The organism is Micromonospora sp. NPDC049274 (genome assembly GCF_040678875.1).
Lineage (GTDB): Bacteria > Actinomycetota > Actinomycetes > Mycobacteriales > Micromonosporaceae > Micromonospora.
This window is the reverse complement of the sequence record NZ_JBFAQS010000012.1, coordinates 67,316-80,391: the sequence shown is the minus strand read 5'-3', so window position 1 is coordinate 80,391 and position 13,076 is coordinate 67,316. Positions and strand designations below refer to the sequence as shown.

General features: G+C 69.4%; 7 protein-coding genes and 1 CRISPR repeat array. All 7 genes read right to left on the bottom strand.

Features of this window, described 5'->3' with window-relative positions; genetic code table 11:
- Nucleotides 1-516 precede the first annotated feature (516 nt).
- Nucleotides 517-6,297: direct repeats of the CRISPR family, unit length 28 nt; unit sequence CTGCTCCCCGCGCACGCGGGGGTGATCC.
- 608 nt (nucleotides 6,298-6,905) lie between these two features.
- Genes cas2e through casA form a run of 7 tightly spaced genes read right to left on the bottom strand, consistent with a single transcriptional unit; the run spans nucleotide 6,906 to nucleotide 13,010 of the window.
- On the bottom strand, nucleotides 6,906-7,262 hold the full coding sequence (gene cas2e / locus AB0K10_RS22330; RefSeq protein WP_363686309.1) for a type I-E CRISPR-associated endoribonuclease Cas2e: 357 nt from the start codon (nucleotides 7,260-7,262) through the stop codon (nucleotides 6,906-6,908).
- Nucleotides 7,262-8,212 carry a type I-E CRISPR-associated endonuclease Cas1e gene (gene cas1e, locus AB0K10_RS22325; protein ID WP_363686307.1) on the bottom strand — a complete coding sequence of 317 codons (951 nt, stop codon included), beginning with the start codon at nucleotides 8,210-8,212 and terminating at the stop codon, nucleotides 7,262-7,264. The genes cas2e and cas1e overlap by 1 nt, the downstream gene beginning before the upstream one ends.
- Before the next feature lie 14 nt (nucleotides 8,213-8,226).
- Nucleotides 8,227-8,892 carry a type I-E CRISPR-associated protein Cas6/Cse3/CasE gene (gene cas6e / locus AB0K10_RS22320; RefSeq protein ID WP_363686305.1) on the bottom strand — a complete coding sequence of 222 codons (666 nt, stop codon included), beginning with the start codon at nucleotides 8,890-8,892 and terminating at the stop codon, nucleotides 8,227-8,229.
- Between the two features lie 2 nt (nucleotides 8,893-8,894).
- The gene (gene cas5e, locus AB0K10_RS22315) at nucleotides 8,895-9,596 is read right to left on the bottom strand and encodes a type I-E CRISPR-associated protein Cas5/CasD (RefSeq protein WP_363686303.1); all 702 of its coding nucleotides are present in this window, start codon (nucleotides 9,594-9,596) and stop codon (nucleotides 8,895-8,897) included.
- The gene (gene cas7e, locus AB0K10_RS22310) at nucleotides 9,593-10,717 is read right to left on the bottom strand and encodes a type I-E CRISPR-associated protein Cas7/Cse4/CasC (protein ID WP_363686301.1); all 1,125 of its coding nucleotides are present in this window, start codon (nucleotides 10,715-10,717) and stop codon (nucleotides 9,593-9,595) included. The genes cas5e and cas7e overlap by 4 nt, the downstream gene beginning before the upstream one ends.
- Nucleotides 10,714-11,388, bottom strand: coding sequence for a type I-E CRISPR-associated protein Cse2/CasB (gene casB, locus AB0K10_RS22305; RefSeq protein WP_363686299.1), 675 nt, complete (start codon nucleotides 11,386-11,388; stop codon nucleotides 10,714-10,716). Before casB ends, cas7e begins: the two co-directional genes overlap by 4 nt.
- Nucleotides 11,385-13,010, bottom strand: a complete 1,626-nt coding sequence (gene casA, locus AB0K10_RS22300; protein ID WP_363686297.1) for a type I-E CRISPR-associated protein Cse1/CasA — start codon at nucleotides 13,008-13,010, stop codon at nucleotides 11,385-11,387. The genes casB and casA overlap by 4 nt, the downstream gene beginning before the upstream one ends.
- Between the last annotated feature and the right edge of the window lie 66 nt (nucleotides 13,011-13,076).

Sequence of the window (13,076 nt, the reverse complement as noted above, 5' to 3'; positions counted from 1 at the left end):
TCCCGCCTTCCATCGACCCAAACCAGCGAGCGGGCCGTTGCTCACTCCGCTGCAGCGCGAACCCGACCACTCTCTTACGGTTGCAGACCCCGTGGCGGTCTGCTCGGCTTGCCGGATGGATGACCGGCTGGACGACTCCTCCATGACGATCATGGAAACGGCGGCCGCACCTGTCCGACCTGAACTCGGGGCGCCTCCACCGACGGCTCCGTATCCGCCGCAGAGGCAGAGCCTCGACGCGCTGGCGTGGAGCGATTCCGTCACTCACCTAGCGTTTCCGGGCCCACTGACTTCGCCTAGTCGGTCGCGAGCGCGTGACCTCACCTCTGCTGAGCCGGTAAGTAGCAGTGTTAGTTGTCGTTCCACTGAGCCTCACCAACTACGCTGTAGCCGAACTCGCTTTGCCCTCCACATACCTCCTTAGACCGGCCGGAACCGAGACCGAGTGGGATGATCTTGCGGAACCTAGTGAACAAAAACCGCGAAGTCGATCTCTAACGCCGCAGGTCAAGAAGTCTGCTCCCCGCGCACGCGGGGGTGATCCTTTTTGCAAGGGTATTCGACGTCGGCAGTTTCCCTGCTCCCCGCGCACGCGGGGGTGATCCCCTCCACCATCGACAGAGCCATGATCAGGCGACCTGCTCCCCGCGCACGCGGGGGTGATCCCGATAGGGTGCCGTGACCAAACTCCCCAGCGGCCTGCTCCCCGCGCACGCGGGGGTGATCCGAAGGCGACTCGGGGCGTGTCTGGGAAGTCCTGCTGCTCCCCGCGCACGCGGGGGTGATCCGGTTGCTAAGGCGGTATCGTCGTGACCACATTCCTGCTCCCCGCGCACGCGGGGGTGATCCGTACAGTGCGAGCTTACGGACGAAGCCGGTAGCCTGCTCCCCGCGCACGCGGGGGTGATCCGTCTGTCGCCGCCGCTACTCCTGTCGATTCTCGCTGCTCCCCGCGCACGCGGGGGTGATCCCCGAGAGTGGTCGAATTGCAACCCTGAGTTAGCCTGCTCCCCGCGCACGCGGGGGTGATCCGGCAGGCTTGCCCCCTCGTTGAGCTGCGGGTTTCTGCTCCCCGCGCACGCGGGGGTGATCCCGCGACGGTCAAACTCACATCAGGCTTCAAGCCCTGCTCCCCGCGCACGCGGGGGTGATCCAACACGGGTCGATTTAAGGAGGCCGTGGGCGAACTGCTCCCCGCGCACGCGGGGGTGATCCCCGGTCGGGCGCGTATGCGCGCGGCGCTGCGCCCTGCTCCCCGCGCACGCGGGGGTGATCCCGCGACGGCGAGGGCGGTCGGGTCAAGGTGGTGCTGCTCCCCGCGCACGCGGGGGTGATCCCTAATGGACAGTCACGTTATCGAGCTACGCGGACTGCTCCCCGCGCACGCGGGGGTGATCCCCAATCGATTCTCGATCGAGCCGGCAAACGGGACTGCTCCCCGCGCACGCGGGGGTGATCCGGCGTCGCCGCCCACATCGACGGATGCCGAGTACTGCTCCCCGCGCACGCGGGGGTGATCCCGTGCCGGCGCCCGTACTGCCGCCGCGGCCGCGCTGCTCCCCGCGCACGCGGGGGTGATCCGTGGATCGCGTAGTTCGGGACGACCGTGGCGCCCTGCTCCCCGCGCACGCGGGGGTGATCCGGAGTACAGCGCCAGCAACGGTTTCAAGCCGACCTGCTCCCCGCGCACGCGGGGGTGATCCGTACATGAACTGGGAGCCAGAGAGGGACAACGGCTGCTCCCCGCGCACGCGGGGGTGATCCCGCGGGCATCACCGCGCCGGCCACCTCCGCCCTCTGCTCCCCGCGCACGCGGGGGTGATCCGTTGGCGCAGCGGGCCGGAATCAACTCCGGGACCTGCTCCCCGCGCACGCGGGGGTGATCCGGCGATGAACGCCCCGGCCGCCTTCACGGTGGCCTGCTCCCCGCGCACGCGGGGGTGATCCGCGGCGCCCGGTGTCGTACTCGGTCACGGCTTCCTGCTCCCCGCGCACGCGGGGGTGATCCGCTGCGGCAGGCGTACTACGACATGAAGCGCACCTGCTCCCCGCGCACGCGGGGGTGATCCCGAGCTCGCCAAGCGACTGCAGGGGTAGCCGGGCTGCTCCCCGCGCACGCGGGGGTGATCCGTCCAATGGACCGAAGCGGTTATCAACAAGTACCTGCTCCCCGCGCACGCGGGGGTGATCCGAACCGTTGTACTGGCACGCGAGCGTCGTCGACCTGCTCCCCGCGCACGCGGGGGTGATCCCCGATACTCATGGACACGTCCTCTAGGGATTCCCTGCTCCCCGCGCACGCGGGGGTGATCCGTCGGCGAACCGCTCCGGGGTGGTCCCGGCGCCCTGCTCCCCGCGCACGCGGGGATGATCCCGCCTCGCGGATCCCGTTGAACATGCCGCGGGCCTGCTCCCCGCGCACGCGGGGGTGATCCTTCCCCACACCTGGGGAACCCACACCGGCGCAGCTGCTCCCCGCGCACGCGGGGGTGATCCGGATGCGGTCGCCCGGATGCACCGTGAGGGCCACTGCTCCCCGCGCACGCGGGAGTGATCCCTGGATGCCTTTCGTCCACAACCAGTGCGTGACCTGCTCCCCGCGCACGCGGGGGTGATCCGGTGTCGAGCCGGGTCATCGCGACGGCGGTGTTCTGCTCCCCGCGCACGCGGGGGTGATCCTCTGCGGCGTGTCGGAAAGGCAGAACGCCGGCCCTGCTCCCCGCGCACGCGGGGGTGATCCGGAGTCGCGCGGGTCGTGGGTCCGGTACGAGAACTGCTCCCCGCGCACGCGGGGGTGATCCCTGATCCGCGATACCCCGCCGTCCGTCTCGTACCTGCTCCCCGCGCACGCGGGGGTGATCCCAAGCGTCACGAGCAGCTCGTGACGAAACTGATCTGCTCCCCGCGCACGCGGGGGTGATCCGGCGAAGGAGCTGCGCCGCGCCCGTGAGCTGTTCTGCTCCCCGCGCACGCGGGGGTGATCCGGTTCATTGAGAGGCAGATAGGGTGAGGGGTAGCTGCTCCCCGCGCACGCGGGGGTGATCCTCCCGCACACCATCAGGGGCATCGCCGTGGTTGCTGCTCCCCGCGCACGCGGGGGTGATCCCTCGATCCCCCGGGAGTGCCGGAGGCCCCACGGCTGCTCCCCGCGCACGCGGGGGTGATCCGGACGGCGCGGTCTCCAAGCTCGGCGCCCTGGTCTGCTCCCCGCGCACGCGGGGGTGATCCCAGGGCCGCCAGCGGAGCGGCGCCCTGCTCCCCGCGCACGCGGGGGTGATCCGAACGGCTGCGCCAGCAGGCCGTCCGCCTCGATCTGCTCCCCGCGCACGCGGGGGTGATCCCCCAGCGAGTCGTCCCCACCGGCCTCGGCGCGGCTGCTCCCCGCGCACGCGGGGGTGATCCCCGCTCCCGGGCGAAGCCCTCCGCTGACATCGTCTGCTCCCCGCGCACGCGGGGGTGATCCGCATGATCGCCCTCGTCACCGAGAACGGTAGTCCTGCTCCCCGCGCACGCGGGGGTGATCCTCGACGTGGCGACGCTGGCGGGCCGCCGCCGGCCTGCTCCCCGCGCACGCGGGGGTGATCCCCGGAACAACTGGTTCCGGGTCGCAAAAGTCGGCTGCTCCCCGCGCACGCGGGGGTGATCCTCGGCCACGGCTGCGCGGAACGCCTCGTTCGTGCTGCTCCCCGCGCACGCGGGGGTGATCCGGAGCGACTGGCGACGGGCCGCAGGATGGTGGCCTGCTCCCCGCGCACGCGGGGTGATCCCGTGCTTACCGTCGATACCGCGCTCAACCAGCCCTGCTCCCCGCGCACGCGGGGGTGATCCCAGCACCAGGCGCACCCATCGGACATCGCGCCCCTGCTCCCCGCGCACGCGGGGGTGATCCCACGTGGGCAGGGGTGCCGGTCGACTGGTGGGCCTGCTCCCCGCGCACGCGGGGGTGATCCCGGGTCCGGGCAGATCGTGGAGACCCTGACCAGCTGCTCCCCGCGCACGCGGGGGTGATCCGGTGCGGAGAGTGTGCGGGCCGTGGGTGAAGTCCTGCTCCCCGCGCACGCGGGGGTGATCCCGTCAAGCTGCGGCGCGCGCGGCCCTCGCCTGCCTGCTCCCCGCGCACGCGGGGGTGATCACTCGCCGCGCAGGCGGGCGATGTCACCGGCGATCTGCTCCCCGCGCACGCGGGGGTGATCCCCCCGAACGGACGGCCCAAGGTCTTCTTCCAGGCTGCTCCCCGCGCACGCGGGGGTGATCCGACCTTCGCCGCGTTCCGCTCGGACGGCCGGCGCTGCTCCCCGCGCACGCGGGGGTGATCCAGCGCGCGGAGGCCAACGAGCGCGCGGCGCGGACTGCTCCCCGCGCACGCGGGGGTGATCCCGTCGTCGAGCCCTTGTCGATCGAGGAAACGTCCTGCTCCCCGCGCACGCGGGGGTGATCCCATGGGCTTCACGTCCGACAGTGGCCGGACGAACTGCTCCCCGCGCACGCGGGGGTGATCCCAGTTCGCAAAAGAGCCGGAGCCCCGTCCCATCCTGCTCCCCGCGCACGCGGGGGTGATCCCCGTCGGCGTCGGGGGTCTCCGCGTCCCAGCTCCTGCTCCCCGCGCACGCGGGGGTGATCCGTGGTACGTCACTCTCAAGCGGCCCGCACTCCTCTGCTCCCCGCGCACGCGGGGGTGATCCCGCAGGCATCACGTACTTTTCGAGGAACCCACCCTGCTCCCCGCGCACGCGGGGTGATCCCGTCGGCGGCCTCACGCCACTGGTCGACCTCCGCTGCTCCCCGCGCACGCGGGGGTGATCCGGGTGGGACCCCGGGCAACGGATCCTGGTCATCCTGCTCCCCGCGCACGCGGGGGTGATCCCCGGTCGCGTCGCGCAGGACGAAGATCAGGTTCCTGCTCCCCGCGCACGCGGGGGTGATCCTAGAGAAGTGACGAAACTACGGTCACTTCGTCACTGCTCCCCGCGCACGCGGGGGTGATCCCGACGTCGAGGTGAAGCGCACCGGCGGCGGATCCTGCTCCCCGCGCACGCGGGGGTGATCCGGCCTACCGCTACGGCATCACCTCATGGCTTGACTGCTCCCCGCGCACGCGGGGGTGATCCCCCGTCCTCGACGTCACCTACGGGCGGGAGTCCCTGCTCCCCGCGCACGCGGGGGTGATCCGCCGGGACGGATCGGGGCTTCGGCGTGGAGGATCTGCTCCCCGCGCACGCGGGGGTGATCCCGGGTCTTCGAGTCGCCGCGCAGCAGGCCCTCGCTGCTCCCCGCGCACGCGGGGGTGATCCTCCTCCGGCTGGCCCTCCGGCCTGCTCCCCGCGCACGCGGGGGTGATCCCTCCGCCCGGACCGTCGGCCCGCTGCTGCTCGTCTGCTCCCCGCGCACGCGGGGGTGATCCCACGTCGGCGTGAATGCCGATCAGGGGGTCTGCCTGCTCCCGCGCACGCGGGGGTGATCCCGCGACCGGACCATTGTCGGAAGCGATCACGAGCTGCTCCCCGCGCACGCGGGGGTGATCCCGACGACGCGCGTTTCTCCAGTTCACCCAGCACCTGCTCCCCGCGCACGCGGGCGTGATCCCCACCACGCGACCGCGCCGCTGTACGTGGTGTCCTGCTCCCCGCGTACGCGGGGGTGATCCCATGCTCGGTGGTCTCGGTCCGGACCGGCGTAACTGCTCCCCGCGCACGCGGGGGTGATCCCCCGACCGCCCACCGGCCCGCGTAGGGAGACACTGCTCCCCGCGCACGCGAGGGTGATCCCTCGGCGGTCAGGTCACCGCGCAGGCAGACCGCCTGCTCCCCGCGCACGCGGGGGTGATCCGGACCGGCCGCCATCCCCCCGAACGTCCCTCACTGCTCCCCGCGCACGCGGGGGTGATCCTCCAGGTCCGTCCAGCCCGGGTATGACTGCTCCCCACGCACGCGGGGGTATCCCAGGAAGCAGAGACGTTGGCGACTCACCCCGCCCTGCTCCCCGCGCACGCGGGGGTGATCCCTCCATCCAGCCCATCAGCGACGGTCGGCGGCCTGCTCCCCGCGCACGCGGGGATGATCCTCCACCAACTGCTGCCGGTTGCGTTCCTGCTCCCCGCGTACGTGGGGGTGATCCGGGCCGCCGCGCGTTGGAGCTGCGCTACTCCGTCTGCTCCCCGCGCACGCCGGGGTGATCCTAGGGTGTGCAGCTGCGCCCGGTCGGCGAACTCCTGCTCCCCGCGCACGCGGGGGTGATCCCTTGCAGCCGTCGGCGGTGGCCGCGCCGGGTGCCTGCTCCTCGCGCACTCGGGTGTCAAAGCCGGCTGAACTTTTCAGGCGGAGCCGACAGCGGGGGTGATCCCTTCAGGCCGCAGTTACGAGGGCAGGACGAGGGCTGCTCCCCGCGCACGCGGGGGGTGATCCGTTGTTAAGAACGTCGATGAGCTCGTGAAGGCCCTGCTCCCCGCGCACGCGGGGGTGATCCCGTCTCGGTCGCCAGTTCTATCCACACAGGAAAATGCTCACCGCGCGCGCGGGGGTGATCCCCCGGTTATCCCTCCGGCTCTGGCTGCCGTTCCCTGCTCCCCGCGCACGGGGCTGATCCTCGCCTTAACCAGTAGCGCCAGGTCCGACACGGCTGCTCCCCGGGCACACTCGGATGTGACCGCACTGCATGTACGCCCGCTCCCCTGCAGGCGGCGGTGGTCGTCCTCAGCAGCCATGCCGAGCACCGGCAGACCAGTCAGCAGGCATATAGGGATGACCCGAACTTGCGCCTGGCTGGGCTAACAATCCCTACCCACCGTAAAGATTGGGGATTCCCAGCAACCGGTTGAGGCCAGGCTCGACCGTTCGCCCTCGACCGTAATCATCAGCAACAGCTGATCACCCCAGGTACGGCACCAATCGCCCTTGCCGGTCCAGCTCCTACGCCGGACGCCCACGCTTTCCAAACCGGCGGCGCCTTGCTGCCTTGCTCCAACCGCCGGGTATCGCTGGGTTGACAGTCGGGTCAACAGGACGACGCATCAGGATCACCCCGTCCAGATCCACGGGCACCCAGTGATGGTCGTGGGCCACGAACGAAAGCCGCTGTTCACCGGGAGTTTGATAGACCATCAGAGCTCGACCTACGCCTGCCATCTCGGTCACCCGAGTCCACAACCTGTCCCGCACGCGGGTGCTGATATGTCCTACGTACACACCCGCGGTTAGCTCCAACAGCCACTGCGTCAAATGTCCCCTCAGCCCGGGCGGACACGCGGTGAGGATGATGACGGTCATCAGAAGTCGACCTCACCCATGTCGGCGTAGTTGCGGCCGGCAGTGAGTTCGATGCCGCTGTCGTCCCAGAGGCGGAGGGAATCCTCGTCCTCAATCTCACCGCCTGGTTGCGGCTGAAGGAGCAACATTCGGATGTCGCGGACACAGCGCGCGAGGATCGCGCCGTCGTGAACACGGTCGCGTACGGCTCGTCGGGTGTCGGCGCCGATATCAGTCGAGCCGCCGGCCACGACATCGAAGGCGACAGGGATGGTGATCTCCGCCTTGTACAGGTCAGCGATGTCGTAAACGAAGGCACGCTCATGCCCGGTGTGCACGAATCCGAGCCCGGGCGCCGCCCCGAGCGCGACGATGACGGCGTGCACGATGCCGTACAGGCAGGCGTGCGCCGCTGACAACGCCTGGTTGATGGGGTCGCCGCTGGCGAAGTCGGCCTGGTCATAGTCACGATGGCTCCAGGCGACGCCACTTCGCTGGGAGTGTTCGCGATAGGTCCGGCGGACTCGCGCGCCTTCCTTGCCACGTAGTTGCTGCATCGTGAGGTCGACGGTGCTCTCACCTGGGAAGCGCATCGCGTACATGGTGCGGGCGACGGCGAGCCGCCGATCACGGTGGCTGACCGCAGCAGCCTGCGCAAGGAGCAGCCGGCTGGAGGCGGCAAGTGAGCGACCGTGTGCGTAGTAGCGCACGCCCCGCTCGCCGACCCAGATAGCGGTGGCGCCGTGGTCGGCGAGCAGGGCGATGGCCTGGTGAGTGATGCTGGTTCCAGGTCCGAGCAGCAGTACGCCCACTGAGGCGGCCGGGATGTGCACCACGCCCCGGTCATCGGTGGCGGTGATGGCGTTGCTATCTCTGTGGATCACGCTACGTTCGAGGTAGAGAAAGCTGATCCGGTCCTCGGCGCGGGTCAGGTCGGCGATTTCGGCTGGCGGTACACCTGGGATCTTCATTGATCAGACCGGCATCAGCTGGTGGGGGCCAGTGTGAGAAGTCCGCAGCCGTATGCCTTCGCATGCCCGATTCCGCTGGTTAGCGTTCGACGGAAGGCATCCGCATCGGTGATCTGGAGGATGCCATCGTAGGTGACGGTGGTCAGGGTGACGGTCCCCATGCCACGCTTGAACGTGAGCGTCTGGCGGCGATGCAACCGCAGGTTCGGGCGTCCATCCTGCTGCTGTGCCAGGGCAAACCCGTTGCGAGGGGCGCGGCTTGTCAGCCATTCCACCTGCGCGTCTTCGCGCAGGAAGCCGAAGCGTTGCGTCTCCTTCGACTCACTGGTCTTGCGCCCACTGTGGGTCGGGTTGGCGGTCAGCCGAAACGCCCAGTCCTGGCCGACGGTCAGCGAGCAGAGCAGTCCGTCATAGTCGCGTGTCACCCACGCCTCGGTGGTGGGCCAGCCGGCCTGCTCGACGAGGTGGGTGAGGTCGGGTCGGCCCGGGCTCACGACATAGAGGTGAACGGTCGCGGGAGCCGACGTGTCGAGCCGCCACAACGTGCGGGCGCCGTCCCGCTCGTGATCTTCCGGGTTGGCAAAGGCCGAGCGGACCGCAGCGTGCATGGCATGCGGCGATGACAGCAGCTTCCGTGCGCCTCGGCGCGCCGGGTTGATCTGAAATCGGGTGAGGAACAACTTCAGCCTCCCAGCAGGCTTAACGGGTCATGCTCGGTAACGCCAGTCCGATCCGCGCGCTCGTTGGTGACGTCTACGTGCCGGCGCAGAATCGACCGCCATGTGTGCTGTCGATGCGCCGGATCAAAGCTGACCGGCTCGTCGGGCACGGTCTCGGTAACCGGCTCACCGGGTCGGGCGTCCCTGATGATCTCCAGTCGGACCGTGCGGGCGGCCTTGCGGCGGTACCAGTCCGCGGCGAGCCAGGGCCACGAGGTCAGTGCGTTGTCTAGGGTCTCTTCGTGGACGCCAAGGCTGATCGGCCCGACCGGTGGGCATGAGCGGCGTCCGAGGTAGAGGGGGAACTGTGGCCGGCTCAGTGCCTCCGCCAGGCCGTGTAGCAGCTCACTCTCCCCGCTGACGGCGGCGAGGAAGGCCGCGTCTGACAGGTAGAAGCGGTAGGTCAGTGGCGCGCTGAGACGGCCGTCGAGAGAACGGGCGGTCTGGAAGTCCCGCAGAATTTGCCCCGGCTGGTCGAGCCGTACTCCGAACTCCAGACCGAGCAGGTCAGTGAGCGGCTCGGTGCGTCGTACACCTTTGGCCGCGGCGAGCAGCCCGATGACGCCGCTCTTGGTCGGCGCGACCTCGGTACCTCGGCGGGCGAAGCGGCTAGACGAGCCCCACGATTGCAGGGGGCCAGCCAGCCTGAGCAGCAGGACGCTCATGCCGGCTGGCCGAGCGTTACGGCGACGTGCTCTCCCACCCCGTTGACCAGTTCGCTGAAGCTGACCGCTTTGCCGAGGTCGGCGAGCACAGTGGTCTTTTCACCGACCTGGGTGACCCAGCTGGCAATCGGCCGCTCGCCGAAGGCGTTCTCGACTGCCGTGGTGTGCTTGGCCAGGGCTGCAGCGGCCAGTTCGACGCGGCCGGCGGCGTTCGTCTCACGGATGGGCGTTTCGAACGCACCGACGAGATTGATCGGTTGCGAGTCGCGCAGCCTCACCAGCACCGCGTCGGGCAGCGTCCGGTGGGCGAACGTGTTCTGCTTCCCCGACGGCATGCTGCGCGCGAACGCGACCAGGAATGCCTCGACGGCTGCACGCGTGGCTTCCGCGTCGCCAAGGGTACGGTGCAGAGCGTCGACATCGACTGTGGCGTACCGGTACAGGGTGGAAGAGTTGAACTCGACCGTGCCGATCATTCCGGCGCCGGTCTCGGCGGCATCGGCCTTCCGGTCGTCCACCGCCGTGAAGTAGTCGAACTCGTTGTCGACGGTGTGCACGCTGATGGCATGGGAGACCTGGCAGGCAGCGTCGACGTTGATGTCCGTCATGTCAGCCATCATTCGTCCGAACATGGCAATGTCGATCGAGTGGTTCGTGTTGGCCAACGCCTTGAACCGGGCCTTGTCCAGCGCAGTGCCGGTGCGTGCGGCTTCCAGCGCGGCGGCGGCAAGGTTGTCCAGCTGCTGGTGGCTGAGGAAGAGCAAGTAGCCGGACTCGACGTCCTTGACCTCGCCCTTCTTCTTCTCAGCCTTGGCGAGACCGGAAGCGACGAACACCTCGGCGGCCAGTGCCGACGCGGTCTCGTCGGACTGGCTCGGGTCGAGGGCCTTGATCCGTGTCGCGAGCGACTCCCCTACGCGCTTGGTTCGCTCGCCGAGCTGGGAGCGGTCGAGTAAGTCGGCGAACGCGAGCCGGACGGCTCGCTTCCAGGCCTGGCTGGATACGCGTGCGCGCCGTACGCCGCCATAGACGGCGGTCTTGGGTGAGCCGGTGTCGTCGCGGTTGAGGTTGCTGGGCGGCACCGTCTGCAGGGCGTAGACGTCAATGATGGTGCGGCTCATGATGGGTCCTCCTCGGAGGTCTCGGTAGCGAGGATCTGAACGTCCGTGCTCGGCTGGCTGCGGAACGACTCCCGGCCCCAGATGGCTTGGATCTGGGCACGACCGCCAGGCCGGCGAAGGGTGTGAAGGTCATCGGCGAGCAGGCCGTAGTCGACCGGGACCTGGTGCTCACGCAGCATGGTGGTCAGGCTGCGGAGGTGGTAAATGCTCTCGTGGTAGGTGCTGGCGGTGCCGAGCGCGGCGAAGCGGCGGCGCACCCCCTCTGGGCCGTTGGACTTGCGGACGAGGTCAGCCATGGCGAGGCCCAGACCGCGTCCGTTCACGTGCATCCGTTCCCGGCGTGACTGTTGGTGCAGCGCGTAGAGGGTCACTGCGTCGTGTACCGCGTGCTCGGTGTCGGCCGCCTCTGCATCGTCGGCCGGCCGGTAGCCCAGCAGGTGCTCCGGCACCTGCAGGTACCGCTCCAAGGTGAAATCGAAGCCCGGAGCTCGGCCGATTCCGCGTCGTAGCCGGGCCAGGGCGCTGACCGCCTCCGGTTGCGATGCGTCGCTGAGCAGTCGCGCCTGCAGGCTTCCCACCGTGCGGGCGACGTGCTCACCGAGGTCCTTGCGGCGCCGGACCCACGGTTTACGTGCCAGCGCAGGTGAGGGATCAGTCTCCACCACGGTCATGCTGGTTCCTCCTGCCGTTGTTGCGGAGTCGCGGCCGCCATGGGCAGCGCCTTGGCCAAGCCGACGCGGAACCACGCCTCGGCCTGCGAGCTGGAGTAGTGAACTTCTCTGCCGTTTCGGTCGACGCCCGCGCGGCCGATCCAGGCCGCGGGACCGGTTGCGGCGACCAGTTCGTCACCGAGCCGAAGGATGGCCCGGCGTACCAACCGCTGCCACGAGGCACGCTCGGTCAGCGGGTCACTGTCCGGACCGAGGCGCGCCAGCCAGTCGCGAAAGTCCTGGTCCAGCCGGGCGTAGGCCTGCTCCGCGGCCCGTTCGGCGTCGCCGCTGTCGGTGTCCCGGCTACCGGCGGCCTTGGCCAAGTTGTCAGCGAGCCGACGAAGCACCTTCACCGCGCTCTCGGCGTCGGCTGCGGCGTCCACGGCTGCCGTACGCAGCTCAGAGTTCTCGACCAGCAGCAGCACATTCATGGTCAGCGCGTCGCTGAACACCTCGTCGACGACTGCCTGTTGGGTGCCGTAGGTGACGCTGGTGGCCCGCGGACGAACCCGAAAGTCCGACCCGACCACCCCGGTGACAGTCAGTCGAGCCAGCCACTGCACCACCATCGGCGAAAGCCGCTGTGGCGGTTCGGCACCAGGTGCTGGTGGCGCCGGGAGCAGTGTCTGCAGACCGCGCCACAGTGCCCGGCTGTGGTCATGCGGCCGAGGCAGGTAGATCGGGGTCCGCTTCTGCTCGCGCTCGCGGGGCCCGCTGCGTCCCCACACACTCATTGGTTCCAGCAGGTGCCGATCCTGCCAGTCAAGCCGGTCCCCGATGGCGATCATGGCGCCGGTGATGCCACCGGCATCACCGAAAAGCCGGACGCGGCGCGACTGCCAGGTGTACAGACTGAGCAGTCCGTAGGGGCCGCGGGTCGCATCGCTCTCTTCGGAGGCAGTCTGCGGCTCGCGCTCCCACACTGGCAGGTCTCGATCGTCGCCGTTCTGCCAGCCAGGGGCGACCGGCACCAGGTTGAGCAGCAATGTTTCCCGCAGAGTCGCACCCTCAAGGTGGACGCCACCCAACGCCCCGACCGACCCCACGCCGATCGGATAGCCTCGCCCGCCCTTGACCCGAGGGTCTCCGACGGCACCCGTCTTGATGCCAGACGGGTCGTACGCCTGGCAGTGCACCAACCAGCGGGCCGCCTCTGCAGGCGAAATCGACTTCATCCCATCCCCCGCACGCGTGGTCAGGAATGGAATGCCATTGGGCACGTCAGCAATGAGCCGCTCCAGCCCGAACGTGTTGTTCTTGGCCGCCCGCAGGTCTGCGACCTGGTAAAACGGCTGTTCCGGGTGCAGCAGGTCGAAGCGGGCACGGAACGTTCCGAGGTAGTCGGCGACATCCGCGACCGGCAGTTGCGGGGCATGCCACAGTGCCCGCCAAGCGCCGTCGCCAGGCGGGCCGCCCGTCGTTCGGTGCAGGACAGCGAGCGCGAGTCGCAGGATCGCGAAGGACTGCGTGGGTAGTTCGCAAGCGATCATGCGGACGTCCCCGGCCTGTTCGAAGAGGCCGAGCAGCGACACTTCGCGACGCTGTCCTGCAGCGTCCAACACCGGGATCCACGCGTCATCCACGAGCGAGAATCCTGCTGACTTCGGTGAGCCTGTCACCGGCATCACCTCCTTTGCGGTCGATGTGGA